General features: G+C 70.7%; 21 protein-coding genes. 6 read left to right on the top strand and 15 right to left on the bottom strand.

The genetic code is table 11. The features are described from left to right. The first annotated feature begins 47 nt into the window (after window positions 1–47). Window positions 48–1,346, top strand: coding sequence for a D-arabinono-1,4-lactone oxidase (locus EP757_RS12075; RefSeq protein ID WP_127545061.1), 1,299 nt, complete (start codon window positions 48–50; stop codon window positions 1,344–1,346). Between the two features lies 1 nt (window position 1,347). Here EP757_RS12075 and topA read toward each other — a convergent pair whose 3' ends face one another. From topA to EP757_RS12045, 6 genes are all read right to left on the bottom strand, one after another. Continuing rightward, complete coding sequence (gene topA / locus EP757_RS12070) at window positions 1,348–4,158, bottom strand: type I DNA topoisomerase (RefSeq protein WP_127545058.1); 2,811 nt, start codon at window positions 4,156–4,158, stop codon at window positions 1,348–1,350. A 194-nt stretch (window positions 4,159–4,352) separates the two neighbouring features. Further along, the gene (locus EP757_RS12065; RefSeq protein WP_127545055.1) at window positions 4,353–5,108 is read right to left on the bottom strand and encodes a hypothetical protein; all 756 of its coding nucleotides are present in this window, start codon (window positions 5,106–5,108) and stop codon (window positions 4,353–4,355) included. A 1-nt stretch (window position 5,109) separates the two neighbouring features. Continuing rightward, window positions 5,110–5,640 carry a hypothetical protein gene (locus EP757_RS12060; RefSeq protein WP_127545052.1) on the bottom strand — a complete coding sequence of 177 codons (531 nt, stop codon included), beginning with the start codon at window positions 5,638–5,640 and terminating at the stop codon, window positions 5,110–5,112. A gap of 103 nt (window positions 5,641–5,743) precedes the next feature. Then, window positions 5,744–8,155, bottom strand: coding sequence for a sodium-translocating pyrophosphatase (locus tag EP757_RS12055; RefSeq protein ID WP_127545049.1), 2,412 nt, complete (start codon window positions 8,153–8,155; stop codon window positions 5,744–5,746). A 250-nt stretch (window positions 8,156–8,405) separates the two neighbouring features. Beyond that, window positions 8,406–8,846 (bottom strand): ATP-binding protein, encoded by a 441-nt coding sequence (locus EP757_RS12050; protein WP_127545046.1) that lies wholly within the window; start codon window positions 8,844–8,846, stop codon window positions 8,406–8,408. Continuing rightward, entirely contained in the window at window positions 8,843–9,199 is a 357-nt protein-coding gene (locus EP757_RS12045; RefSeq protein WP_127545043.1) for an STAS domain-containing protein, read from the bottom strand. The genes EP757_RS12050 and EP757_RS12045 overlap by 4 nt, the downstream gene beginning before the upstream one ends. Window positions 9,200–9,310: 111 nt before the next feature. On the opposite strand from EP757_RS12045, the gene EP757_RS12040 reads away from it, so the two are divergent. Next, window positions 9,311–11,677: a DEAD/DEAH box helicase gene (locus EP757_RS12040; RefSeq protein WP_127545041.1), complete on the top strand. Its 2,367-nt coding sequence runs from the start codon at window positions 9,311–9,313 to the stop codon at window positions 11,675–11,677. Here the strand turns inward: EP757_RS12040 and EP757_RS12035 are convergent. From EP757_RS12035 to ssd, 7 genes are all read right to left on the bottom strand, one after another. Continuing rightward, a complete protein-coding gene (locus tag EP757_RS12035; protein ID WP_232050471.1) occupies window positions 11,657–12,004 on the bottom strand; it encodes an Rv3654c family TadE-like protein in 348 nt (115 codons plus the stop codon). The two genes, EP757_RS12040 and EP757_RS12035, sit on opposite strands and share 21 nt — an antisense overlap. Next, the gene (locus tag EP757_RS12030; protein WP_127545035.1) at window positions 12,001–12,360 is read right to left on the bottom strand and encodes a TadE family type IV pilus minor pilin; all 360 of its coding nucleotides are present in this window, start codon (window positions 12,358–12,360) and stop codon (window positions 12,001–12,003) included. Before EP757_RS12030 ends, EP757_RS12035 begins: the two co-directional genes overlap by 4 nt. Beyond that, window positions 12,357–12,485: a DUF4244 domain-containing protein gene (locus EP757_RS12025; RefSeq protein WP_232050663.1), complete on the bottom strand. Its 129-nt coding sequence runs from the start codon at window positions 12,483–12,485 to the stop codon at window positions 12,357–12,359. The genes EP757_RS12030 and EP757_RS12025 overlap by 4 nt, the downstream gene beginning before the upstream one ends. Before the next feature lie 136 nt (window positions 12,486–12,621). Further along, a complete protein-coding gene (locus EP757_RS12020) occupies window positions 12,622–13,299 on the bottom strand; it encodes a type II secretion system F family protein (RefSeq protein WP_127554212.1) in 678 nt (225 codons plus the stop codon). Between the two features lie 44 nt (window positions 13,300–13,343). Further along, on the bottom strand, window positions 13,344–14,030 hold the full coding sequence (locus tag EP757_RS12015) for a hypothetical protein (protein ID WP_232050470.1): 687 nt from the start codon (window positions 14,028–14,030) through the stop codon (window positions 13,344–13,346). 29 nt (window positions 14,031–14,059) lie between these two features. Beyond that, a complete protein-coding gene (locus EP757_RS12010; protein WP_127545029.1) occupies window positions 14,060–15,208 on the bottom strand; it encodes a TadA family conjugal transfer-associated ATPase in 1,149 nt (382 codons plus the stop codon). Beyond that, window positions 15,205–16,275, bottom strand: coding sequence for a septum site-determining protein Ssd (gene ssd, locus EP757_RS12005; protein WP_127545026.1), 1,071 nt, complete (start codon window positions 16,273–16,275; stop codon window positions 15,205–15,207). Before ssd ends, EP757_RS12010 begins: the two co-directional genes overlap by 4 nt. A gap of 203 nt (window positions 16,276–16,478) precedes the next feature. On the opposite strand from ssd, the gene EP757_RS12000 reads away from it, so the two are divergent. Together EP757_RS12000 and EP757_RS11995 are read left to right on the top strand one after the other, a co-directional pair. Then, window positions 16,479–16,829, top strand: coding sequence for an STAS domain-containing protein (locus EP757_RS12000; RefSeq protein WP_127545023.1), 351 nt, complete (start codon window positions 16,479–16,481; stop codon window positions 16,827–16,829). A 327-nt stretch (window positions 16,830–17,156) separates the two neighbouring features. Beyond that, complete coding sequence (locus tag EP757_RS11995; protein ID WP_127545020.1) at window positions 17,157–17,963, top strand: HAD family phosphatase; 807 nt, start codon at window positions 17,157–17,159, stop codon at window positions 17,961–17,963. Between the two features lie 266 nt (window positions 17,964–18,229). On the opposite strand, the gene EP757_RS11990 is transcribed toward EP757_RS11995, so the two are convergent. Together EP757_RS11990 and EP757_RS11985 are read right to left on the bottom strand one after the other, a co-directional pair. Continuing rightward, the gene (locus EP757_RS11990; RefSeq protein ID WP_127545017.1) at window positions 18,230–18,706 is read right to left on the bottom strand and encodes a PH domain-containing protein; all 477 of its coding nucleotides are present in this window, start codon (window positions 18,704–18,706) and stop codon (window positions 18,230–18,232) included. Between the two features lie 20 nt (window positions 18,707–18,726). Further along, on the bottom strand, window positions 18,727–19,464 hold the full coding sequence (locus EP757_RS11985) for an oxidoreductase (protein WP_127545014.1): 738 nt from the start codon (window positions 19,462–19,464) through the stop codon (window positions 18,727–18,729). A 206-nt stretch (window positions 19,465–19,670) separates the two neighbouring features. On the opposite strand from EP757_RS11985, the gene acs reads away from it, so the two are divergent. Together acs and EP757_RS11975 are read left to right on the top strand one after the other, a co-directional pair. Next, a complete protein-coding gene (gene acs, locus EP757_RS11980; protein ID WP_127545011.1) occupies window positions 19,671–21,656 on the top strand; it encodes an acetate--CoA ligase in 1,986 nt (661 codons plus the stop codon). Window positions 21,657–21,823: 167 nt separating this feature from the next. After that, entirely contained in the window at window positions 21,824–25,117 is a 3,294-nt protein-coding gene (locus EP757_RS11975; protein WP_127545008.1) for a S8 family serine peptidase, read from the top strand. Window positions 25,118–25,204: the final 87 nt, after the last annotated feature.

Genomic DNA, 25,204 nt, shown 5'->3' with positions numbered 1-25,204 from the left:
GGGACGCCAGGTGCCGGTGTCCGCTCGGACGGAGGACAAAAGCCGGAATGACTACACCCGTTAACGCGCGGCGCTGGACCAACTGGGGACGCAACCAGGAGTCCGTCGCGGAGGTTCTGACCCCTGGCAGTATCGACGAGGTCGCCGCCTCAGTGAACCAGGCAGCGGCAAACGGCCGGCGGGTGAAGGTGGTCGGCAGCGGGCACTCGTTCACCGCCATCGCGGTCGCCGAGGACCAGCGGATGACAGTGCACCGGCTCAACGAGCTCGTCTCGATCGACGGTCCGCTCGTCACGGTGCAGGCCGGCATGAAGCTCTCGGCCCTCAACGCGCTGCTCGCCGCGAATGGGCTGGCCCTGCCGAACCTCGGCGACATCGACGCCCAGACCGTCGCCGGCGCGATCTCCACCGGTACGCACGGCACCGGCGCCGGACACTCCACTCTGGCGTCCTGCGTGGAGGGCGTGACGCTGGTGACCGCGGCCGGGAAGGTCGAGCGGTTCACCGTCGACTCACCGGAGTTCCCCGCGGTCCGGCTCGGTCTCGGCGCGCTCGGCATCCTGGTCGAGGTGACGCTGCGCTGCGTGCCGACGTTCGTGCTGGAGGCCGACGAGCGTCCGATGGCGCTGGCCGACGTGCTCGCCGGGATGACGGACTGGATCCCGGCGTACGACCACGTCGAGTTCTTCTGGCACCCGTACACCGACCGGGCGCTGCTCAAGCGCAACCGGATCGTGGACGCGAACGACAGGCCGCTGTCGAAGTTCCGCGGCTGGCTCGACGACGACTTCCTCTCCAACACGGTCTGGGAGCAGGTCTGCAGGCTGGGCCGGCGGGCGCCGAAGACGGTCCCGGCGCTGAACGGGTTCGCGGCCCGGGCGCTGAGCGCGCGGACCTACACCGGCCGTTCCGACCAGGTCTTCTGCTCGGCCCGGCGGGTCAAGTTCACCGAGATGGAGTACGAGATCCCGCGCGCCGCCCTCCCCGAGGTGCTGGAAGCCCTGCCACGGATCTACGACGTCCTGCCGTTCAAGGTGCAGTTCCCGGTCGAGGTGCGGTTCACCGGGCCGGATGACATCTGGCTCTCGCACGGGTACGGCCGGGAGTCCGCCTATGTGGCGGTGCACCAGTTCATCGGCGCCGAGTACGAGCCGTACTTCCGGGCCGTCGAGTCGATCTGTGAGCCGCTCGGCGGCCGGCCGCACTGGGGGAAGCTGCACTACCGGACCGCCGATGATCTGCGGCCCGCGTACCCGAAGTTCGACGACTTCACAGCGGTCCGCAACAGCATGGACCCGGGCCGGGTATTCACCAACGAATACCTGGACCGGGTCCTGGGCAGCTAGATCACTCCGAGGTGGAGGCGGCGGCCTTGCGGGGCGCCGCCTTCTTCGCGGGTGCGGCCTTCTTGGCCGGGGTGGCCTTCTTCGCGGCCGTGGCCTTCTTGGCGGGCGCCTTCTTGGCCGGCGTCTTCTTGGCAGGCGTCGCGCCGTCGGCGGCCTTCTTGGCGGGAGCCTTCTTCGCCGTCTTCTTCGGGGCCGGGCCCTTCGCCCGCTTCTCGGCGAGCATCTCGGACGCCTGCTCGACGGTGAGCTCCTCCGGCGTCTGACCGCGCCGCAGGGAGGCGTTGTACTCGCCGTCGGTCACGTACGGACCGAAGCGGCCCTCCTTGATGACCATCGGCTTCTCGGTCGCCGGGTCGTTGCCCATCTCGCGCAGCGGCGGCTTCGCAGCCCGGCGCTGACGGGTCTTCGGCGCCGCCAGCAGGGCCAGCGCCTCGTCCAGGGTGACGGTGAAGAGCTGATCCTCGGACTCCAGCGAGCGGAAGTCCTCGCCACGTTTCACGTACGGCCCGAACCGCCCGTTGTTCGCGACGATCTCGTTGCCGTCGGGGTCCTTGCCGACGATCCGCGGCAGCTCCAGCAGCTTCAGCGCCTGCTCGAGGGTGAGCGAGTCCGGCGCCTGCGTCTTGAGCAGCGACGCCTTGCGCTCACCACTCTGCACGTACGGCCCGAAGCGGCCGGACTTGAGCTGCACCGACTCGCCGGTCGCCGGGTCGTCGCCCAGGCTGCGCTCGCCGCCACCGCCGAGGAAGAGCTCGTCCACCTTCTCCGGGGTGAGCTCGTCGGGCGCCACGCCCTCCGGGATGGAGGCCCGGTCGCCGGGCGACTCCTCCTCCGCACCGGGCGCCTGACGCTGCAGGTAGGGCCCGTAGCGGCCGACGCGCACGACCACGTTGCGGCCCTGCTCGTCGTCGAAGAGCGGGATGGAGTTGACCGCCCGGGCGTCGATCGCGCTCAGGTTGTCGGTGACCATCTTCTTCAGGCCGCCGGCCTTCGCGATCGCGTCGTCCGCGCCGGGCGTCTGGCTGCCGAAGTAGAACGAGGTGAGGAAGTCCGTCGCCGCGTGGTCGCCGCCGGCGATGTCGTCGAGCTGCGTCTCCATCGAGGCCGTGAAGTTGTAGTCGACGAGCCGTGGGTAGTGCCCCTCGAGCAGGCCGATCACCGCGAACGCCAGGAACGACGGGATCATCGCCTGGCCGCGCTTCTCCACATACCCCCGGTCCTGGATGGTCCGCATGATCGACTCGTAGGTCGACGGGCGGCCGATGCCCAGCTCCTCCAGCGCCTTCACCAGCGAGGCCTCGGTGTAGCGGGCCGGCGGCGAGGTGTGGTGGCCGACCGCGGCGAGCTCGTCGGCGGTCAGCGGCTGGTCCTTCACCAGGTTGGGCAGGCGGCGCTCGGCGTCCTCGGCCTCGGCGGTCTCGTCGTCGGACGACTCCACATAGGCGCGCAGGAAGCCCGGGTCGGTGATGGTCTTGCCGGAGGACGAGAAGTCGACCTCCTCGTTCGTCGTGGAGATCGCCCGGATCCGCACCGAGACCGAGTTGCCGACCGCGTCGGTCATCTGCGACGCGATGGTCCGGCGCCAGATCAGCTCGTAGAGCTTGAACTCGTCGGTGCTCAGCTCCTTGGCGACCTCTCCCGGGGTCCGGAAGTTGTCGCCGGCGGGCCGGATCGCCTCGTGCGCCTCCTGGGCGTTCTTCGCCTTCGTCGTGTAGCGACGGGGCTGCGGCGGCACGTTGTTCGCCCCGTACAGCTCGGCGATCTGGCGGCGGGCTGCGGCGATGGCCGTCTCGGAGAGGTTCACCGAGTCGGTACGCATGTAGGTGATGTATCCGTTCTCGTACAGCTTCTGCGCGGTGCGCATCGTCTGCGAGGCGGAGAACCGCAGCTTGCGGGCCGCTTCCTGCTGCAGCGTCGAGGTGATGAAGGGCGCGTACGGCCGGCGGCGGTACGGCTTCTCCTCCACCCGGGTGACGGTGAACGGCCGGCCCTCCAGACGGGCGGCCAGCCCGCGGGCGCCGCTCTCGTCCAGGTGCACCACACCGGCGCCCGGCTTGACCTGGCCGGTGGTGGGCTCGAAGTCCTTGCCGGTGGCGACGCGGTCGCCGTCCAGCGCGATCAGCGTGGCCTGGAAGCTGCGAGCGCCCTCGGTCGGGCCCTGCACGGCGAGGGAGGCGAGGATGTCCCAGTACTCAGCGGAGCGGAACGCCATGCGCTGCCGCTCGCGCTCGACCACGATGCGGGTGGCGACCGACTGCACACGCCCTGCGGAGAGCTTCGGCATCACCTTCTTCCACAGGACCGGGCTGACCTCGTAGCCGTAGAGCCGGTCCAGGATGCGGCGTGCCTCCTGAGCGTCCACCAGGGAACGGTCGATCTCGCGCGGGTTCGCCACGGCGGCCTGGATGGCCGGCTTGGTGATCTCGTGGAAGACCATCCGCTTGACCGGCACCTTGGGCTTGATCGTCTCGACCAGGTGCCAGGCGATGGCCTCGCCCTCGCGGTCCTCATCGGTGGCGAGGAAGATCTCGTCCACCTCTTTCGACAACTTCACGAGTTTGGCGATCTGGGCCTTGCGGTCCTGGGAGACCACGTAAAGAGCCTTGAAGCCGTTGTCGACGTCGACGCCGAGCCGGGCCCAGGCCTCGTCCTTGTACTTCGCGGGGACGTCCGCGGCGTTGCGCGGCAGATCACGGACATGGCCGAAGGAGGCCTCGACGAAGTAGTCGGGGCCCAGGTAACCGGCGATCGTCTTGGCCTTCGACGGGGACTCGACGATGACCAGACGGGTCGTCCTGGCGTTACTCGGCACGGCACTCCCAGCTATCGACTCGGCGCTCCTCCGTCTCGCCCGGCGGAGCACAGATGTTCAACGTAACGCGCCGGACAAGCCTGCATTCCCGGGGAACCCCGCAGTCGGATGGTAACGGTCCGGCCACCGCATGCGTCCGACCGCGACACCGTACACCGGGAAACCAGTGTCGTGTCGGACACAATCCAGGAAGATCACGCAGCTGCGCCGCCTGGCCAGAGCTCGATCGGCGCTGCTGGGGGACGCTCGCCCACCAACTCGGCGAGTCGCGTCACACGCCGCCGCCCGGTGATGAGGTAGATGCGTCCGTCATCCGACACGCGGCCCGCCAAACCGGCCCGGACCAGCGCGGCTTCGACCGGAGCGTGATCTTCGTCCGGGTTCAGGCCGAGCGCGTAGCCTCCGGCTCGGGGACTGCCGGCGGCAGCGGTCCAGAGCCGCAGCCGGGGACCGCTGAGGAAGAGCTGGGCGGCGGCCTGCGGCCAGGCGCCGGCGAGAGCGTTCAATCTTCGGGAGTACGAGGTACGCACCTCGAACACCGGCTGCGGCGGCTCCGGCTCGACGGCTTCGGGGTTTTCCTCCCCGGATGACGGTTCTTCCTCGGGGGAACTGTCCTCCGCACGGTGCTCCGGGCGTACCGAATCTGCGGTGATCGAAGCCCAAGTGGCGGTGAGGCCGCGCATGTGCAGCTCATTGACCAGCACGTGAACCCGCCAGGCGGCATCCACCTGGACCCAGACGCGCGCGGTGCCGCCCATCCGGCCGATGTGACCCGGACCGGCCAGCAGACCCGCCAGATCGGCCGGTGAGGGCTCGGTGGTCTCCGCGCCGAACATCGGCAGCTGGTGACCGGCGTGCCGGCCCGCCACACCGCGCGGCACGGTCCTTCGCACCACTGGGACCGGCGGAGGAAGGATCTCCCGCGGTATCAGCGGCTGCCCCTCGGTCATCTCACTGGCACTCGGGGAGCGAGTCGAAGGCCTGGCGCAGCTCCACCGACTCCATGTCGGTGGTGTCCAGATTGCTCTTCTCGTAGTCCGTGTTGAGCTGGTCGAGCACCTTGCCGACCTCGGCGTAGAAGGTCTTCGTCGGGCGGGTGGCCAGGCCCTCGATGCCGGTGCGAGCCTGGCCGTAGGCGTCCCGGATGCCGGCCAGCGAGCCCAGGAAACCGTCGGCTATCCGCTGGCCGTCGCTCACGTCCGGAACCCCGGCGCGCTCCACACCGGCCCGCGCCTCCTCGCTGGCGGACGCGGCGCCGTCGAAGAGCCGGCTCAGGTTCTCCTTGGCCTGGCTCGGCGTCGTCTCCGCCGTCATCTGCGCCTGGGCACGGCTCGTCAGCGAATCGATCTCGCTTCGCCAAGGGCTCAGCGCGGTGCACACGAGCGCCGCCCAGGCCTGCGCTCCGGGCTGGCTGGAACAGGCGCTCAGCGGCGCCGCGAGCACGACGACGAGAGCCAGGGAGATCGGTCGGACCGCGCGCATGGGAGCAGAGTACGGCCACAGGCGGACACTCCACACGCCTCGATCGAGTCATAGCGAAGGGCACCCGGTGACCGGGTGCCCTTCATGATGCGATTCGTCCTGGTCAGACGTTGTCCTTCACCCGCGAAGAATCGGTCTCGCGGGTGTCCTGCGCGGCCTTCACGGTGTCCGCGGCGCCGGCGGCCGAGGCAGCGGCGGGGTCGTCGCCCATCGAGATCGGCTTGCGCTTGCTCCAGATCACCGCGGCCGAGACGATCGCCACAGCGAGGACCGCCACACCGATCCGGACGCCGACGCTGGCCGAGTCGCCGTAGCTGACCGCCACGACCGCCGGGGCGATCAGCAGCGACACCAGGTTCATCACCTTGAGCAGCGGGTTGATCGCCGGGCCGGCGGTGTCCTTGAACGGGTCACCGACCGTGTCGCCGATCACCGTGGCGGCGTGCGCCTCGGAACCCTTGCCGCCGTACGCGCCGTCCTCGACCAGCTTCTTCGCGTTGTCCCACGCGCCGCCGGAGTTGGACAGGAAGACCGCCATCAGCGTGCCCGCGCCGATCGCGCCGGCCAGGTACGAGGCGAGCGCGCCCGGGCCGAGGCCGAAGCCCACAGCGATCGGGGCGAGGATCGCCAGCAGACCGGGGGTGAGCAGCTCACGCTGCGCGTCCCGGGTGCAGATGTCGACCACGCGGCCGTACTCCGGACGCTGCGAGTAGTCCATGATCCCCGGGAACTCGCGGAACTGGCGGCGGACCTCCATCACCACGGCGCCGGCCGAGCGGGAGACCGCGTTGATCGCCAGACCGGAGAAGAGGAAGACCACCGCGGCGCCGACCAGCAGGCCGACCAGGCTGCGCGGGTTCGCGATGTTGAGGATCGCGAGGATCTCGGCGGCCGTGTCGGTCACCCCGGCCTCGGCCATCGCGTCGGCGAGGCTGTTCGTGTACGACCCGAACAGCGCCGTGGCAGCGAGGACGGCGGTGGCGATCGCGATGCCCTTGGTGATCGCCTTGGTGGTGTTGCCGACCGCGTCCAGCTCGGTGAGGATCTGCGCGCCGCGCTCGTCGACGTCACCGGACATCTCGGCGATGCCCTGCGCGTTGTCCGAGATCGGGCCGAACGTGTCCATCGCCACGATCACGCCGACCGTGGTGAGCAGGCCGGTGCCGGCCAGCGCCACGGCGAACAGCGACAGGGTCAGCGACGAGCCGCCCAGCAGGAACGCGCCGTAGACGCCGGCGCCGAGCAGCAGGGCCGAGTAGACCGCCGACTCCAGGCCGACACTGATGCCGGCCAGGACCACGGTTGCCGGGCCGGTCTGCGACGACTTGCCGATGTCCTGCACCGGGCGGCGGTTCGTCTCGGTGAAGTAGCCGGTCAGCGCCTGGATGGCAGCGGCCAGCACGATGCCGATGACGACCGCGCCGATCGCGACGAGCTGCGGGTTCCGGTCGCTGGCGAGGATGTCCTCGGCGATGCGGGTGTCACCGAATCCGGCGAAGGTGTCCGGCAGGTAGAGGAAGCTGACCACCGCGACGGCGACCGCGGAGATCGCGGCCGAGATGTAGAAGGCCCGGTTGATCGCAGTGAGGCCGTTGCGGTCGCTCTTCCGCAGCCGGGTGATGAAGACACCGATGATCGCGATCAGCACACCGATCGTGGAGACGATCAGCGGGAAGATCAGACCGTCCTGGCCGAACGCGGCCTGGCCCAGGATCAGCGCCGCGACCAGGGTCACCGCGTACGACTCGAAGAGGTCGGCGGCCATGCCGGCACAGTCGCCGACGTTGTCGCCCACGTTGTCGGCGATCGTCGCGGCGTTGCGCGGGTCGTCCTCGGGGATGCCCTGCTCGACCTTGCCGACCAGGTCGGCGCCGACGTCCGCGGCCTTGGTGAAGATGCCGCCGCCGACCCGCATGAACATGGCGAGCAGCGCGGCGCCGAAGCCGAAGCCCTCCAGCACGGTCGGAGCGTCACCCTTGAAGATCAGGACGACCAGCGCCGCACCGAACAGGCCGAGGCCCACGGTGAGGAAGCCCACCACACCACCGGTGCGGAACGCGATGCCCATCGCCTTCTCCCGGCCGCCCTCCTCGCCGGCGGCGGCTGCCACCCGCAGGTTGGCCCGGGTCGCCAGCGCCATGCCGGCGCCGCCGATGAACGCGCTGAAGATCGCACCGACGATGAAGAAGAGTGATCTGCCGACCTTGACGAGCGTTTCGTTCTCGGTGGCGTGCACCGGAAGAAGGAACAGCAGAACGACCGCGATCACCACGAAGATCGCCAGGGTCCGGAACTGCCGGATCAGGTACGCCGAGGCGCCCTCCTGGACGGCTCCGGCGATCTCCTGCATCTTCGGCGTGCCGCGCCCGGCACGCAGCACGGATTGAACGAACATCGCGGCGAAACCGAGCGCCACCAGCGCGAACGCCAGCGCGACGATGACGTAGGAGAGGTTCTCACCGCTCAGGGACACCCCGCCACCCTCGGCGGCGAGGTCTATCGAGGTCCCGGACATCAATGTCCTCCTGTACACACCGACCGCACCCGGACGGTGGACGAGACCTCCGGGCACATTGTTCAAGCCCGCGGACGCGGACCAGCAGTAGCTGATAACTCGCGTACTGTATAGGGCTTGTATGGCGGTCGTCACACCTGCGCACAGCCGTGTCGCGGTGATGTTTGCCGCTGTGTTAGCGGCGCGGAGAGCGGGTATAGGGCGCGGTTGATCTCTTTACGCAGTTCAGCGGTGGATCATGCCGTTTTGCCTAGCGGCGGGTGACGGGCCAGATCATGCGCACTTCGGTGCCCGGGCCATCGTCCACCGGCCGCACCTGCAAATCATCAACAAATCCGGCGAGAAGGGCAAATCCGACACCGGTGGTGAGCGCGTCGTCGGTGAGCGACTCGTCGGCGAGCTCATCCGGGGGCAGTTTCGCCAGCCCCACGCTCGCCTCGATCGGAGCGTGGTCGATGACCCGGACGGTGTACGAGTCCGAGTCGGACATCTCCACGGTGACCAGGTCGGTGAGGCCGTACTGCCGGTGCAGGGTCACGGCACGCGTGCAGGCCTCACCGATCGCCAGCCGGACCTCGTCGAGCAGCTCCTCGGCGACACCGGCCCGGCGCGCGACCGCGACACCGACCAGGCGCGCGGTGCGCACGTGCACCGGTGCCGGCGAGAAGGAGAGCCGAACAGTAGCCATCACGAAGCAGAACCGCTGCCGTCGCGTTCGGTGGCCGCCTCGACTGTCGGGAAGATCGGGAAAACCTGATCCAGCGCGGTGATCCGGAAGATCTTGAGGAGCGGCTCCTTCGCGCAGACGAGACCGAAGGTCCCGTGCGCGGTACGCAGACGCTTCAGTGCCCCGACCAGCACGCCGAGACCGGTCGAGTCGAGGAACTCGACGCGTTCCAGATCGACGACCACGTCCCGGGCACCCGCGTCGACCAGCTCGATCAGCCGTTCACGCAGCCTGGGAGCGGTGTAAACGTCGACCTCGCCACCGACTTCGAGCACTGTGTGCCCGGCGACCGTCCGGTCCGCCAGCGACAGCTCCATCGGTCCTCCTCCCTGATCTCCCCCCGCGAAATCTAACCACCGACCGGTAGCGGGCGACGCGTGGCACCCACCGTCCTACCCGTTTGAGGTTCGGGGCATACCGGTGTCACAGTGCAATGCGTGACCTCCACCGCCTTCGGTCCTGCTGAGCTGCTGCATCGGCTGCGAGCTCGCGGCACCGCGACGGAGGCTTCCCCGATCACGCACATCGAGCGGATGCCGCCCCGGTCCGGGCGGACGACTCCGTGGCCGGCCTGGACCGACCCCGGGGTGCGAGACGCTCTCACCGCGCAGGGGATCACCGCGCCGTGGGAGCATCAGGCCGCCGCCGCCACCCTCGCCCGGGAGGGCACACACGTCGTGCTGGCCACCGGCACCGCATCGGGCAAATCCCTCGCGTACCAGCTGCCGGCACTCAGCGCGCTCGCCACGGACCCTAAGGCGACGGTGCTCTATCTGTCACCTACCAAGGCGCTCGCGGCCGACCAGCTGCGTGCCGTCGCCCGCCTCGGGCTGGACGGTGTGCGCCCGGCCACGTTCGACGGCGACACCGCCCGTGAAGAGCGCGAATGGGTGCGCCAGCACTCGCGGTTCGTGCTGACCAACCCGGACATGCTGCACCACTCGATGCTGCCCGGGCACGCACGCTGGGGTGTCTTCTTCCGCCGCCTGTCGTACGTGGTCATCGACGAGTGCCACACCTATCGCGGCGTGTTCGGCTCTCATGTGGCGCACGTGCTGCGCAGACTGCGCCGGACCGCGGCCCGGTACGGCTCCTCCCCCACCTTCATCCTGGCCTCGGCGACGTCCGGTGATCCGGCCGGCGCCGCGTCCCGGCTGACCGGACTTCCGGTGACAGAGATCACAGAGGACGCTTCGCCGCGCGCCGGTGTGACCTTCGCCCTCTGGGAGCCGCCGTTGCTCCCCCAGCCCCTTGCAGAGTTGTCCCAGCCCAATCCGGGGGAATCCGACTCCTCGGATTTCGAACCCCCACCGATCCGGCGCTCCGCCCTGCGGGAAACCGCCGACATGCTCACCGACGCGGTCGTCTCCGGCACCCGCACCCTCGCCTTCGTCCGCTCCCGCCGCGGCGCCGAGGTGGTCGCCTCGATGACCCGGCGATCCCTCGACGAAGCCGTCCCCGGTCTCGGCGAACGGGTCGCCGCCTACCGCGGCGGTTACCTGCGCGAGGACCGGCGGGCCATCGAACGCTCCCTGCTCACCGGCGAACTACTCGGCCTCGCCTCCACCAACGCGCTCGAACTCGGCGTCGACCTGCGCGGCCTCGACGCCGTGCTGATCTGCGGATACCCCGGCACCAGGGCCTCGCTCTGGCAGCAGGCGGGCCGTGCCGGAAGGTCGGGCGGGGAAGCCCTCGCCGTCCTGATCGCCCGGGACGACCCGCTCGACACCTACCTCGTGCACCACCCGGAGGCGATCTTCGGCCGGTCCGTCGAGGCGACGGTGCTCGACCCGGCCAACCCGTACGTGCTCGGCCCTCAGCTCTGCTGCGCCGCCTCCGAGGCGCCGCTCACCGACGCCGACCTGGAGCTGTTCGGCGGGCCTGCCGCGGCGGCGGCGGTTCAGGCGCTGGTCGAGGAGGGCGCCCTGCGGCGCCGGCCGTCCGGCTTCTACTGGACGCATCGCGGCCGGCCCGACGTCGACCTGCGGGGCACCGGCGGCGCCCCGGTCGCCGTCGTCGAGGCGTCGACCGGCCGGCTGCTCGGCACCGTCGACCACGGCTCGTCGCACGTGATGCTGCACACCGGGGCGGTCCACCTGCATCAAGGCGTGTCGTACGTGGTCGACGACCTCGACCTGGAGGACGCGATCGCCCTGGTGCACCAGGAGGAGCCGGACTGGACGACGCACGCGCGGGACGTCACCAACCTGTCGGTGGTGAACGTCCGGTCGTACGTGGACGCCGGCCCGGTCGGGATGTTCCTCGGCGAGGTGGACGTCACCAACCAGGTGGTGTCGTACCAGCGCCGCCGCATCAGCACCGGCGAGGTCATCGACACCAGGCCGCTCGACCTGCCGGTGCGCGAACTCCGGACGGTCGCGGTCTGGTTCACGATCTCCCCGGAGGCCCTCACCGCCGCCGGCGTGGAGTCCGCCGACTTCCCAGGCGCGCTGCACGCGGCCGAGCACGCCGGCATCGGCCTGCTGCCGCTCATCGCCACCTGCGACCGCTGGGACATCGGCGGGCTCTCCACGGCCAGCCACGCGGACACCGACATGCCCACGGTGTTCGTCTACGACGGTCACCCCGGCGGCGCCGGTTTCGCCGAGAGGGCGTACGCCGTGGCCTCCGAGTGGCTGCGCGCCACCCGGGAAGCGATCTCGTCCTGCGTCTGCGAGGCGGGCTGCCCCTCCTGCGTCCAGTCCCCGAAGTGCGGAAACGGCAACAATCCCCTCGACAAGCTCAAGGCCGTGACCGTCCTCGACGTGGTCCTGTCATCCCTCCCCGACGCTTAGCGGACCTGCTCGGGCCGCCGCCTCGGCTGTCCTGAGACGGCCGGCCGGCACCTCGGCCCGGACGACCACCTCCAGGTCGTCGAGGGTGCAGGACACCATCCGGGCCTGGTTGAGCTCGACGATCCGCCCGGCTGCCGCGCAGGCCACCTCGCGGCCCAGGACCGCCTGCTGAGCGCCGGCCAGCGCCCCGAGGTCGGCGGCGTTGCGGGCCTCCCGGCGGGCGACCTGCGCCGCGCCCACCATGGCCGCCGCGAGACCGGCGGTGAGCAGGACCAGGCCGAGAGCCAGGACCAGGATCGAAGCCGCTCCACGATCGCGGGCCGTCACCACCTCACCTGCTCGGGCTCGCGGGCCGCGAACGACGAGGCGCGCACGGTCAGGCCGGGCAGGTGCGAGCCGAACACCCGGACCCGCGAAGTGACCACCACCGTGACCGTCTCCGGGTCGCCGGTCACCCGGATCTCGGCGCCCGCCGGGGCCAGCCTCGACGCGCCGGCGGCTGAATCACCACGGGCGGCTGCCACCGCGGCCTCCCGGGCGGCGTCGAGGCATCGTGACTGGTCGAGGACGGCCGATACCGCTGTCAGCCCGGCATAGAAGAGCAGCAGGAGCGCCGGCAGCCCGGCTGCGAGCTCGGCGGTGAACGCACCCCGGTCCCGGCCGGGCCGCCGGCGCCCGATCACTTCAGCGCCTTCTCGATGATCCCGGTGAGCGCCTGCTGCACTGCCGGGCTGGAGACCACCTTGAACAGGATGCCGGCGAAGGCCACCGCGGCGAGCGTGCCGACGGCGTACTCGGCGGTGCTCATTCCGGCGTCGCCGGCCTCCGACCGGAGCTTCCGGAAGCGGGTGACGAGTTTGTGCACGTGGTCCTCCTCGGGTAGGCGGCACGGCGATCTGCCGTGCCGATATCACGGCGGCGTGGCAGGCGGCCACGCCAGGTCTTCAGCGGACGTCGCTGAGGAGCACGTCGCTCAGGACGGCGATCAGGACCGGCACCAGGCCGGCGAGCAGGAAGGCCGGCAGGAAGCACAGGCCCAGCGGCAGCACGATCAGGACGCCGGCACGCTGGGCGGCGGCCTCGGCGGCGATCGTGCGGTCGGCGCGGAGGTCGGCGGCGAGCCGTTCCAGCGCGCCGGCCAGCGCGCCGCCGCTCGCACTGGACCGGATCGCGGCTGCGATCAGGCGTTCCGCTCCGGGCAGCCGGTCCAGGTGGGCCCACGCCTCGGCCGGTCCGGCGCCGAGTCTCAGGGACCGGGCGACGCGGTCCAGCCGGGTGCCGAGTGGTCCGCCGAGCGCGCCGGCGACGGCCGCGGCGGCTCGTTCCACCGGTGCGCCGGCGCGCAGGGCCGCGGCCAGCAGGTCGACGCCGAGGGGCAGGTCGGCCAGCGCTCGCCGGCGCTCACGCCGCAAGGCCGGTGGTTCCCGGCGCCGCAGCGCGCGTTCCGCTCCGACCGCCACCACGATCCCCACCGGTACGCCGGAAGCCCCGCCGACGACCACAGCAGTCCCGGCTCCGATCAGCAAGGACACGACGATCCGCTTCCGGCTGCCGTCCACCCGATGACGGGATCGGGTGCCTATCCGCCGCAGCCGATGGCCGGACTGCGGCGGGCGGAACATCACCAGTCCAGCGGCCAGCGCCACGCAGACGACGGCCAGGACTGTCACTTCGGGCCGTCCACGAGTAGCCGGGACCAGCGCAGCCCGGCGACCTGCAGAAGCACCGCCGCCAGGGCACAGGCCGCGCCGATCGGGGTCCGCAGGAGCACCGCCAGCGGATCGGCGCCGATCGCGTAGCCCACCCCGATCCCGCCGACCGGCAGCGCCGCCAGCAGCAGCGCCGTGGCCTGCGCACCGGCCGCCTGAGCGGCGGCGGCCGCCGCCGACCGGTCCGCCGAGCGAGCGTCCGCCTCGATCCGGTCGAGCAGATCGGCCGCCGGCGCCCCGGTCTGTTCGGCGAGCAGCCGGACGGCAGACGTGAGTTCCCGGATCCGCCCGGCCCCCGGCTGCCCGTGGAGCTGATCCGGCAGCGGCAGGCCCGCTCGCAGGTCGGCCACCAGGGCGGCCAGCGAGTCCAGTTCGGCTGATCGCGCCGCGGCGGCCTGCTTCCGGCGTGTCCGGCGCGTCCACTCGGCGGCGGCCAGCGCGGCGTAGACGGCGGCGATCGCGGCGGCCACCGGACCGGCGAGCAGCAGGGCGCAGCCTCCCGCCACTGTTGCCGCGCACGTCGCAGTCCGCCAGGCCGGACCGCCCGACAAGGCGGCACGTAGCGGAGGCAGTGAGCGGGCGCCGGTTCCTCGTACGGGGAGAAGCCTTGCTCGGCCCGGGACCAGGATCACGACAACCGCCATGACAAGAAGAACCGCCACCGGTACGCCGCTCATGGCGCGGCCGGGTGCAGCGCGGGCGGAACCACGACGCCGCGATCGTGGAACATCCGGGCCAGGATCGCGGCGCCCGGTCCCGGCGTGCCCGCCCAGGCCGGCAGCACGGTGATCAGGCGCGATTCGGCCGCCGGGACCAGGACGCTGATCGACTCGAGGGTGCGGCCGGCGACGGTCCGCCGTACTTGGATGATCACTTGCAACGCCGCCAGCACCTGCGCGTGCAGGGCCGCCCGCGGCAGGCCGCCCAGCATGCCGAGCGCCTCCAGGCGAGCCGGGACGTCGCCGGGAGCGTTCGCGTGAAGCGTCCCGGCGCCGCCGTCGTGGCCGGTGTTCAGGGCCGCCAGGAGATCGACGATCTCGGCGCCCCGGCACTCCCCGACGACCAGCCGATCCGGGCGCATCCGCAGCGCCTGCCGGACCAGATCGGTGAGCCCGACCGCGCCGGCGCCCTCCACGTTCGCGGTGCGCGCCTGCAGCGCCACGACGTGCGGGTGGACCGGGCGCAGCTCGCTCGCGTCCTCGACCAGCACGATCCGCTCGTCCGGCGGCACCAGGCCGAGCAGGGTCGCCAGCAGGGTGGTCTTGCCGCTGCCGGTGCCGCCGGTGACGAGGTAGGCGAGACGCGCCTCGACCACCGCCGTCAGCAGCGCGGCGACCGGCGGCGGGACCAGATCCCCGAGGGTGAACGGGCGCTGCCGGAAGGTGCGCAGGGAGAGGTACGGCCCGTCCACCGCCACCGGTGGCAGGACGGCATGCAAGCGGGTGCCGTCGGGCAGGCGCGCGTCGGCGTACGGCCGGCCGTCGTCGAGCCGCCTGCCGCACGCGGCGACGAGGCGCTGGGCGAGCCGGCGTACCTCGTCGGGCCGGTCCAGCCGGATCGCCGCCCGCTGCAGCCCGGCGCCCCGGTCCACCCAGACCTGACCGCCGTTTACCAGCACGTCGGTGACCTCGGGATCGGCGAGCAGCGGCGCCAGCGGGCCGGCGCCGAGCAGTTCGTCGCGCACCTGGCCGGAGAGGCGGAGCACGGCCCGGCCACCGAGCACGACGTTCTCCCGGCGGACCGCGTCGGCGACTGCCGCTGGAGTGGCTTCGACGCCGTCCTGGGCGAACTGCCGTCGTACGCGGCTACTCAGGCCGGTCATGCCGGCGCTCCCGACCGCATCAGGTCCTCGATGAGCCGGCGGCAGAGGTCGGCGAGCGGCCCCTTTCCGTCCGCGCCCGGCGCGGTGCCGCTCTCCACCGCCTGGCACATGGCGGGCTCGGGCCGCAGGGTGCCGGCCAGCGGCAGGCCCAGCGCGTCGGAGACCTCGCGGGCTCGGAGCCGGCCCGGCGCCGGGCCGCGCACCACGACGGCGACGTCCTCACAGTGCATCCGGATCGTGGCGGCGGTCCGCGCTGCCGAGGCTGCGGCCCGCAGCTCGGCCGGCACGACCAGCAGGGTCCGGTCGGCGGCCTGCAGGGCCAGCACCGCGGCGTCGTCGAGCTGCCGGGGCAGGTCGGCCACGATCACGTCCCGCCCGCGACGGGCCGCGTCGAGTGTCGCGGCCATCGCCTCGGCCGGCACGCCGGGCAACTCCTCCCGGTCGAACGAGAGCAGCACCAGGTCGCCGCGCCGGGGCAGCGCGCGGAGCAGGGCCGCCGAGTCCACCCGGCCGTCCGCGCCGCGCAGCCCGGGCCAGCGCAGACCCGTCACGTCCTCCCAGCCCAGCAGCAGGTCGAGCCCGGCGCCGAGCGGGTCGGCGTCGACGAGCAGGGTCCGGTGCCCGGATCGCACCGCCGTGGTCGCCAGCCCGGCCGCGAGGATGCTCGCCCCGGCGCCGCCCCGGCCGCCGATCACGGCGACGGTCCGGGACACCGGATCCGGCTCGGGCGGGGCGGAGAGTTGCTCGGCCACCCAGGTCTCGGCCGAGGGCAGCACCGCGACGTGCTCGGCGCCGAGCGGGTCGGCGAGTTTCCAGGTGGTCGCGTCGACGGCCGAGTGCCGGCCGACCACGATCACCCGGGGCCGGCGCGGGAGCCGGGCCCGCGCGCAGGTGGCGACCTGATCGGAGCCGACCAGCACGACCGGCGCACCGGGATATCGGGCCCGCGCGGAGGCCGGGTCGGGCACCACGTCGACCTCGACGCCTCCGGCTGCGGCGAGCCGGAGCAGGTCATCGAGCAGTTCATGGTCGGCGGTGACGACGAGGGGACGGCGTGCGGCGGGCATCGGTGCCTCCAGCGGTCTCGGGGGCGCCCACCGTCGCGGGTCGTGTCCCGGCGCGGCAACCGGCCGCGGACCCGCCTGTGGATAACTTCCGATCCTGTGGATAACTCCGCCGCAGGGCGTTGATCTGGTACGCACCGACGCCCGGGGTATGAACCTGGGCGAGTTGGGTATCTTGGGTCCCGACACGGACCGATGGAGCTGGCATGGACAACTCGATCCGGACCACGCTTGCCGACGACGGGACAGTCACCGTCACTGTGCTGGGAGAGATCGACTTCTCCAGCGCCGACGACGTGGCCCAGGGCATCCGGGACGCCCTCACCGACTGGGCCCCGGCAGCTCTGCGTGTGGATCTCCGGGACGCGTCCTTCATCGACTCGACGGGCCTCGGCGCCCTGATCGAGGGTTACCGCGACGCGAGCGAGCGCGGGATCGGTTTCTCCGTGGTCAACCCGACCGACTCGTTCCGCCGGGTGCTCGTGGTGACCGGCCTCGCCGAATTCTTCGGACTCATCGGCGACGCCGAGCCCTCACAGCAGGCGACCGGGGCCTAGGTGCCCTGAGAAGGAACGACCCCCGTCGGGGGAGACGGGGGTCGCCCTTGTGATTCGGCTCCGGGGGGGTCGAGCCGAATCGACTCGGCGATCGCGGGGGGCGCGATCACCGAGGGCCAGCGGATCAGCTCACTGGACGCGGTCGTAACAACACGCTTCACAGTCGCGAACACAAGTCTGCCTCAGACTCTGCCGTTCCGTCGAGTACCGAATGTAACCCGATGCGACGCTCCCTGCCCGTCTGACCGTTTTCACAGCGCGTTACGAAGCCGCGTCGGTCGCGGGGAGCAACCGGGCCGGGCGCGAACTCGGCTACACTTTCGGCCCGTGGGCCCGAGCGCCGCGTTTTTCGACCTCGACAAGACCGTCATCGCCAAGTCCAGCGCCCTGGCCTTCGGACGGCCTTTCTACCGTGACGGCCTGATCAGCCGGCGCGACGTCGTCAAGTCCGGTTATGCGCAGCTGATGTTCCGTCTCGGCGGCGGCACCGACGAGCAGGCGATGGCTCGCACCCGTGACTACATGGCCGCCTTGAGCAAGGGCTGGCGGGTCGAGCAGGTGCAGCAGATCGTCGCGGAGACCCTCAACGACCTGATCAACCCCTATGTGTACGCGGAAGCCGCCGTCCTCATCGCCGAACACCAAGCGGCCGGCCGTGACGTGGTCCTGGTGTCGGCGTCGGGTGACGAGATGGTGCGGCCCATCGGCGCGCTGCTCGGCATCACCGACATCATCGCGACCCGGATGGCGATCGTCGACGGGAAGTACAGCGGCGAGGTCGACTTCTACTCGGCCGGCCCGAACAAGGTGGTCGGCATCCGCGAGCTCGCCGAGTCCCGTGGCTACGACCTGGAGCAGTGCTTCGCGTACTCGGACTCCAGCAGCGACCTGCCCCTCCTCGAAGCGGTGGGCCACCCGAGCGCCGTCAATCCGGACCGGACTCTGCGGCGGGTCGCGACCGAGCGATCCTGGCCGATCCTCGAGTTCCGCAACCCCGTTCCGCTGGGCAGACGCCTCCGGGACCGGCCCGCAGTTCCGGTGGCGGCAGCGGCTCTCGGCGTGGGCGTCGGGGTCGCGATCGGGTTCGCCATCTACGGCCGGCACCGGCGCACTCGTGCCGTCGTAACGCAGTGACCAGCGCAAATGCAATCGGTCTGAGTAATAGGGCAAACCTGGCGATCATGCGCGAAGGAGCGTAGAAAGAAGTCGCGGGCCCGTGAGAACGGGCACCGTGCACGGCCACCGGGAACCCACGCGCGATCAGCCACGGCAGGCACGTTGCGGCGGGACCTCCGCCCTCGAGAGGGGGTGCCAGGACCGTCGACAACGACTCAGGTGCACGCTTGATAACCCGGTCCGGACGCGCACAGCCGGCGCCCCTCCAGGGACGCCGGCTCTATCTATTTCTGGCCCGCGGCTTGATGCCGTCTGCGGATCTCCTGATAGACGGCTCGGAAGAGCTTGGGCCGGGAGTGGAAGTCGACGCCCTGCGCCCACAGCTCGGTGTTCACCATGGCGCCGTCGTGCCGCTCCAGGAGCACTGTCAGGCCGCTCTCGATCCGCCACGGCCCGACCCGGTGCGTCGCCTGGTGCAGGCGCACCCCGGCGACCTCACGCCACCGCATGGTCCGCGACCGCAGCAGGCCCTGCACGCGCACGCCCTGCGAGCTGACGTAGACGCCGTGCTCCAGGATCCGCCAGGCGCCGACCACCCAGAGCGCCGCGAGCACGCAGGCGGTCAGCCGGACACCGAGGCCCATCAGGTCGAAGTGCTCGATCGTGGCCCAGGTGAGCATCGCCAGCGCGGCCGCTTCCCAGGCGATCACCACCCACCGCCCGGAGCCCGGAGGGTACGGACGGACCCAGTCCTCATCCACGCAGAAAAGTATGCCCCCGGTCAGACCGCGGCCAGGACTCCATCGCCGATCACCGTGATCTCGGTGGCCCCCGCCTCGATCGCCGACGCGTAGTGCCGCAGCCAGGACCGCACGCCGTCCGGGGTGCCGGTGGCGTAGGCGCCGGCCGAGCCGACGTACTCCGGCTCGCGCTCGAGGTGGCCGACCTCGACGCCGACCAGGCCGCGCGGGTCGAATCCTCGGTTGATCAGGGTGAGTCGGGCGGCGGCCCGGGCCACCACTCCGGCCGGGCCGGCGAACGGGCGCAGGGTGATCAGCTCGGCGTGCACGATCGCGGCGAGCAGCAGCGGCGGGGTCTCGTCGTTGCCGGCGACCAGACCGGCGAGGGCGTCGATCCGCTCGGCGCCGGAGATGAGCCGGCCCAGGTCGTGGTCGTGGACGATGCCGCGGGCGGCGAGCACGTGCAGTTTCGCGAGGACCTGCCGTGGCGCGCGGGGCCAGAGGTCGACGAGGCCTCCGATCGACTCGGCGACTCGCAGGGCGCCCTGCACGACCGGATCGGTGACGGTCCCGCCGCGAACCTCCTCCAGGTCGTACTTGCTGCCTTCCAGGGCGGCGCTGGCGACGGCGGCGCGCAGGCTCGCCTCGGCCGCGACCTGACCGCCGTTGCGGCGCAGGGCGCGGTGCCGCATCGCGGCGTCCACGGTGTCACGGGCTTGAGTGAGGGCGGGCGCGACGTCGGCGAGGTCGAGCAACGGGGCTAGTGGATCCACACGCACACGGTAACCGGTAAGACGTCCGAAACATGGGGTGCACAAAAGAGCGTGGAAATGGCAAGATTCGCGCAGAAGCGAGCACCACTAGGCCGGTCGGCGCGCACACGACACCGTCGGGCGCGCTCCGCCGGACGAACCCTCGCCGGACCCACCGGCCAGAACTAGTGTGCAACGAAGAACCCCCGGTAGGCAGCAGAGGAGCCGCCCTCATGAGCGAGACGTTGGAGAACTTGTCCTCGGAGACGCGGAAGTTCCCTCCGCCCGCCGAGCTCGCCGCGAACGCCAACGTGAAGGCCGAGGCCTACGAAGAGGCGAACGCCGACCGCCTCGCCTTCTGGGCGAGCCAGGCCGAGCGCCTCACCTGGGCCAAGAAGTGGGACCAGGTGCTGGACTGGTCGAATCCGCCGTTCGCCAAGTGGTTCGTCGGCGGTGAGCTGAACATCGCCTACAACTGCGTGGATCGGCACGTCGAGGCTGGCCACGGCGACAAGGTGGCGATCCACTGGGAAGGGGAGCCCGGCGACAGTCGCGCGGTGACGTACGCGGAGCTCTTGAAATCAGTCAGCCAGGCGGCGAACACGCTGACCGAGCTGGGCGTGACCGCCGGCGATCGCGTGATGATCTACCTGCCGATGATCCCCGAGGCCGCTGTCGCGATGCTCGCCTGCGCCCGGATCGGCGCGACGCACAGTGTCGTCTTCGGCGGATTCTCGGTGGACGCGCTCGCCACCCGGATCCAGGACGCCGCCGCGAAGGTCGTGATCACCGCGGACGGCGGTTACCGGCGGGGCAAGCCCTCGGCGCTCAAGCCGACGGTGGACGAGGCCGTGGCGCGGACCGAGGGCATCGAGCACGTGCTGGTGGTCCGGCGTACCGGCCAGGAGGTCGCCTGGACCGAGAAGGACAAGTGGTGGCACGAGACGGTCGAGCAGGCCGCCGATTCTCATGTCGCTCAGCCGTTCGACTCGGAGCACCCGCTCTTCATCCTCTACACGTCCGGCACGACCGGTAAGCCGAAGGGCATCCTGCACACCACCGGCGGATACCTGACGCAGACCTCCTACACCCACAACGCCGTCTTCGACCTGAAGCCTGCGACCGACGTCTACTGGTGCACCGCCGACATCGGCTGGGTCACCGGGCACTCCTACATCGTCTACGGGCCACTCTCCAACGGCGCGACCCAGATCATGTACGAGGGAACGCCGGACACCCCGGACCGCGGCCGCTTCTGGCAGATCGTCGACAAGTACAAGGTGTCGATCCTGTACACCGCGCCGACGCTGATCCGCACCATGATGAAGTGGGGCGACGACATCCCCGCGAAGTACGACCTGTCCTCGCTGCGGGTGCTCGGCAGCGTCGGTGAGCCGATCAACCCCGAGGCCTGGATGTGGTACCGGGAACACGTCGGCCGGGAGCGCACCCCGATCGTCGACACCTGGTGGCAGACCGAGACCGGCGCCATCATGATCTCCCCGCTGCCCGGCGTGACCGAGACGAAGCCGGGTTCGGCGATGACCCCGCTGCCCGGCATCGGCGCCGACGTGGTCGACGACCAGGCGCAGTCGGTGCCGAACGGCGGTGGCGGCTTCCTGGTGCTGCGCGACCCGTGGCCGTCGATGCTGCGCACCATCTGGGGCGACGACCAGCGGTTCCTCGACACGTACTGGTCGAGGTTCGGCGCCGGCGCGAACCAGGAGGGCGACTGGATCTACTTCGCGGGTGACGGCGCGAAGAAGGACGAGGACGGCGCGCTCTGGCTGCTCGGCCGGGTCGACGACGTCATGCTGGTCTCCGGCCACAACATCTCCACCACCGAGGTGGAGTCGGCGCTGGTGTCGCACCCGTCGGTCGCCGAGGCGGCGGTGGTCGGCGCGACCGACCCGACCACCGGTCAGGCGATCGTCGCGTTCGCCATCCCTCGTGGACACGTGGAGACCGAAGGCGCGGCCGGTGAAGAGCTGATCAAGGAGCTGCGCAACCACGTGGCGAAGACCCTCGGCCCGATCGCCAAGCCGCGTCAGATCATGCTCGTGACCGAGCTGCCGAAGACCCGGTCCGGCAAGATCATGCGGCGTCTGCTGCGTGACGTCGCGGAGAACCGCTCGCTGGGCGACGTCACCACGCTGCAGGACTCGACGGTCATGGATCTGATCTCCTCCGGGATGAAGACCTCCAAGTCCGACGACTGAAACATCGGCGTCACGGCAGGGCCGGTGAGATCATCGGCCCTGCCACTCAAGGTCACGGCCCGGTCACAACGTCATCGACCATAGTGACTTTCACTTGGATCGATCGCAGGATCCAGAGGATTCGCCCGATCACCCCTCGGGCGCTCTTTCCTCCGGAGGACCCGTACGTGACACAACAAATCACCTGGGGCCGGCGTACCGTCACCTCCGTCCTCGCGCTCGGCGTAGCCGCCGGCGTGTCGACGTTGAGCAGCCCCCTTCCCGCCTCGGCGGAACCGGGCACGAGCACGGTCCCCGCCACATCGCAGGAGCCAGCCACCCCCAAGGAGTCGCCGGCCGACACGCTCGGCTCGCACGACGCCGACCTGCTGGCCGACGCGGAAGCCCAGAAGAAGCCGCGCGTCACCGTCATCATCTCGACCGACAAGGGCAAGGCGGGTGACGTCGCGGCCAAGGTGAAGAGCCTCGGCGGCAGCATCAGCCAGCGCTTCGACCGGGTCGGCTACGTCCTGGCCAGCGTGCCGACCGCCAAGGTGCTGAGCACCGCGAACCTGCCCGGCGTCTCGGCCGTCGACCTGGACGAGACCATCAAGCTGCCCGAGACGGATCTGCCGGCGAGCAAGAACGCCGCCAAGCAGGCCGCCACGCCGTCCGGCCCGGGCGCGAACACGCCCGCGGACAACCCGTACATGCCCACCGGCGAGACGGGCTCGGTCGACTTCAAGAAGAAGAACCCGAAGTACGACGGCCGCGGCGTGACCATCGGCATCATGGACTCCGGTGTGGACCTGGCTCACCCGGCCCTGCAGAAGACCACCACCGGCGAGCGCAAGATCGTCGACTGGGTGACGGCGACCGACCCGGTGACCGAGAGCGACGGGACCTGGCGGGCCATGCTCACCACGGTGACCGGCCCGACCTTCACCTACGGCGGCGCCACCTGGACCGCCCCGGCCGGCACCTGGACGATCAACCGCTTCTCGGAGAACATCACCACGGCTTCCGAGCCCGCCGGTGACGTGAACCGGGACGGCGACACCACCGACCGGTGGGGCGTCCTCTACGACCCGGTGAGCCACGACATCCGTGTCGACGTGAACCAGAACTTCGACTTCACCGACGACGCCGTGATGCGGCCGTACAAGGAGAAGTACGACGTCGGCTACTTCGGTACCGACAACCCCGCCACCGACGTCGCGGAGCGGATGCCGTTCGTCGTCGAGTACCGCGAGGACGTCTCGCTCGCGCCGTACCAGGACCCGACGCTGCCGCCGACCGCGGACTTCGTCAACATCGGCATCGTCGAGGGCATGCACGGCTCGCACGTGGCGGGTATCGCCGCCGGTAACGACCTGTTCGGCAACGCCAACCTGGACGGTCAGGCGCCGGGCGCGAAGATCGTCTCCGCGCGGTCCTGCTCGTGGGGCGGCGGCTGCACCGCGGCCTCGCTGACCACCGGCATGGTCGACCTGGTCGTGAACCGCGGCGTCGACGTGATCAACGTGTCGATCGGTGGCCTCCCGGCCCTGAACGACGGCAACAACGCCCGCGCCGAGCTCTACGACGAGCTCATCGACGTCTACGGCGTTCAGATCGTGATCTCGGCCGGCAACTCCGGCCCGGGCACCAACACGATCGGCGACCCGTCGGTCGCGACCGACGTGATCAGCTCGGCGGCCAGCATCAGCAAGGAGACCTGGCTCGCCAACTACGGCTCGGTCACCCGCCGCGACCTGCAGCTGTTCAACTTCTCGTCGCGGGGCCCGCGTGAGGACGGCGGTTTCAAGCCGAACCTCGCGGCGCCCGGCTCGGCGATCTCCACGGTCCCGACCTGGGAGACCCTCGCCCAGCTGGACACGGTCGGCTACACCCTGCCGGCCGGTTACTCGATGCAGAACGGCACCTCGATGTCGGCGCCGCAGACGACCGGTGGCGTCGCGCTGCTGCTCTCGGCGGCCAAGCAGACCGACCTCGGCGTCACGCCGGCCGGCCTGCGCCGGGCGCTCTACACCACCGCCGACCCGATCAAGGGCGAGAAGGTGCACGCCCAGGGCTACGGCCAGATGGACGTCCCGGCCGCCTGGAAGCTGCTCACCAAGCAGTCGGAGACCCGGACCTACACCTCGTCGGCCCCGGTCTGCACGCCGCTCTCCGAGCAGCTGGCGACCCCGAACACCGGTAAGGGCATCTACAACCGCTGCGCCGCCGGCGACGGTGGCTACGCGGTCGGCAAGGAGAAGACCGTCACGGTCAAGCTGACCCGTACCAGCGGCCCGGCCAAGACCGTGAAGCACAACCTGAGCTGGATCGGCGACCGCAAGGTGTTCTCGTCGGCCGGTTCGGTGGACCTGCCGCTGAACAAGACCGTCAGCGTCAAGGTCAAGGTCAAGCCCGCTCAGGGCGTCAGCAGCGCGATCCTCAAGGTCGACGACCCGCGTACGCCGGTCGTGGACTTCGAGGTGCTCAACACGGTGGTCACCGGCGTCGAGACGAAGAAGCCGTCGTACACCGAGGCCTTCTCCGGCTCGGTGGACCGCAACTCCACCACGTCGTACTTCGTGATCGTGCCGGAGGGCGCGACCGCGCTGCAGGTGAACCTGTCCGGCATCGCGACCGGTTCGCAGACCCGCTGGATCGCGATCAACCCGTGGGGTGTCCCGGTCGAGTCGACCGCCAGCACCGCCTGCTACACCAACTTCTCCGACGCGAACGCCTGCAAGCCGCAGGAGCGGTCGTACGAGAACCCGATCCCGGGCATCTGGGAGCTCGAGGTCGAGTCCCGGCGTACGTCGCCGTCGCTGAACAACCCGTACAAGCTGACCGCGAAGGTCCAGGGGGTCACCGTCGACCCGGCCGCCGTGACGCTGCCCAGCGTCAAGGCCGGTGTGGCGACCCCGCTGACCTGGACGGTCACGAACAACTTCGGCCCGGTCAACCTGACGGCTCAGGGCGGCCCGCTCGGCAGCGGCTTCAAGGCGCGGCCGACGATCGCCAACCACGAGCAGCAGACGTACGAGGTCGTGGTGCCCTCGGGTGTCCAGCGGCTCGACGTGGCGATCGGCAACACCAGTGACGCCGCCGCCGACCTCGACCTGGTTCTCTACAACGAGGCCGGCCAGGTCGTGAAGCAGCAGGCCGACGGTGACTCGGAGGAGGCCGTCTCGGTCGCCAACCCGGCCGCCGGCACCTACACGGTCCTGGTGGACGGCTACGCGGTGCCGGCCGGCACCACGGCGTACGACTACCTGGACGTCTACTACAGCCCCGCCCTGGGTGGCATCACCACGCAGAGCACGGCGTTCTCCCTGTCCAATGGGAAGAGCGCGACGGTCACCGGTTCGGTCACCGCGGCCTCGGTGCCGCCGGCGGGCCGGACGATGTTCGGTGAGGTGTCGATCGTGACGGACGAGGGCGCGGTCGTCGGCCGCGGCTCGGTCGCCATCACGGCCGTCACCGAGTAACAAGCACGGCGAAGAGGCCCGTCCGGGATGGCCCGGGCGGGCCTCTTTCGTGGGAATCACATAGACACATGCAAGTATGTCGATTAC

It is taken from the genome of Actinoplanes sp. OR16 (genome assembly GCF_004001265.1).
Taxonomy (GTDB): domain Bacteria; phylum Actinomycetota; class Actinomycetes; order Mycobacteriales; family Micromonosporaceae; genus Actinoplanes.
Note: the sequence above shows the minus strand (reverse complement) of the source record. Positions and strands in the feature narration are given on the sequence as shown.

Excerpts from the sequence above, each read along its gene's own strand:
- EP757_RS12075 (WP_127545061.1), top strand. The coding sequence starts at position 48 with ATGACTACACCCGTTAACGCGCGGCGCTGGACCAACTGGGGACGCAAC.
- EP757_RS12065 (WP_127545055.1), bottom strand. The coding sequence starts at position 5,108 with ATGACCGAGGGGCAGCCGCTGATACCGCGGGAGATCCTTCCTCCGCCG.
- EP757_RS12060 (WP_127545052.1), bottom strand. The coding sequence starts at position 5,640 with ATGCGCGCGGTCCGACCGATCTCCCTGGCTCTCGTCGTCGTGCTCGCG.
- EP757_RS12055 (WP_127545049.1), bottom strand. The coding sequence starts at position 8,155 with ATGTCCGGGACCTCGATAGACCTCGCCGCCGAGGGTGGCGGGGTGTCC.
- EP757_RS12045 (WP_127545043.1), bottom strand. The coding sequence starts at position 9,199 with ATGGAGCTGTCGCTGGCGGACCGGACGGTCGCCGGGCACACAGTGCTC.
- EP757_RS12025 (WP_232050663.1), bottom strand. The coding sequence starts at position 12,485 with ATGAGCACCGCCGAGTACGCCGTCGGCACGCTCGCCGCGGTGGCCTTC.
- EP757_RS12020 (WP_127554212.1), bottom strand. The coding sequence starts at position 13,299 with ATGTTCCGCCCGCCGCAGTCCGGCCATCGGCTGCGGCGGATAGGCACC.
- EP757_RS12015 (WP_232050470.1), bottom strand. The coding sequence starts at position 14,030 with ATGGCGGTTGTCGTGATCCTGGTCCCGGGCCGAGCAAGGCTTCTCCCC.
- EP757_RS12010 (WP_127545029.1), bottom strand. The coding sequence starts at position 15,208 with ATGACCGGCCTGAGTAGCCGCGTACGACGGCAGTTCGCCCAGGACGGC.
- ssd (WP_127545026.1), bottom strand. The coding sequence starts at position 16,275 with ATGCCCGCCGCACGCCGTCCCCTCGTCGTCACCGCCGACCATGAACTG.
- EP757_RS12000 (WP_127545023.1), top strand. The coding sequence starts at position 16,479 with ATGGACAACTCGATCCGGACCACGCTTGCCGACGACGGGACAGTCACC.
- acs (WP_127545011.1), top strand. The coding sequence starts at position 19,671 with ATGAGCGAGACGTTGGAGAACTTGTCCTCGGAGACGCGGAAGTTCCCT.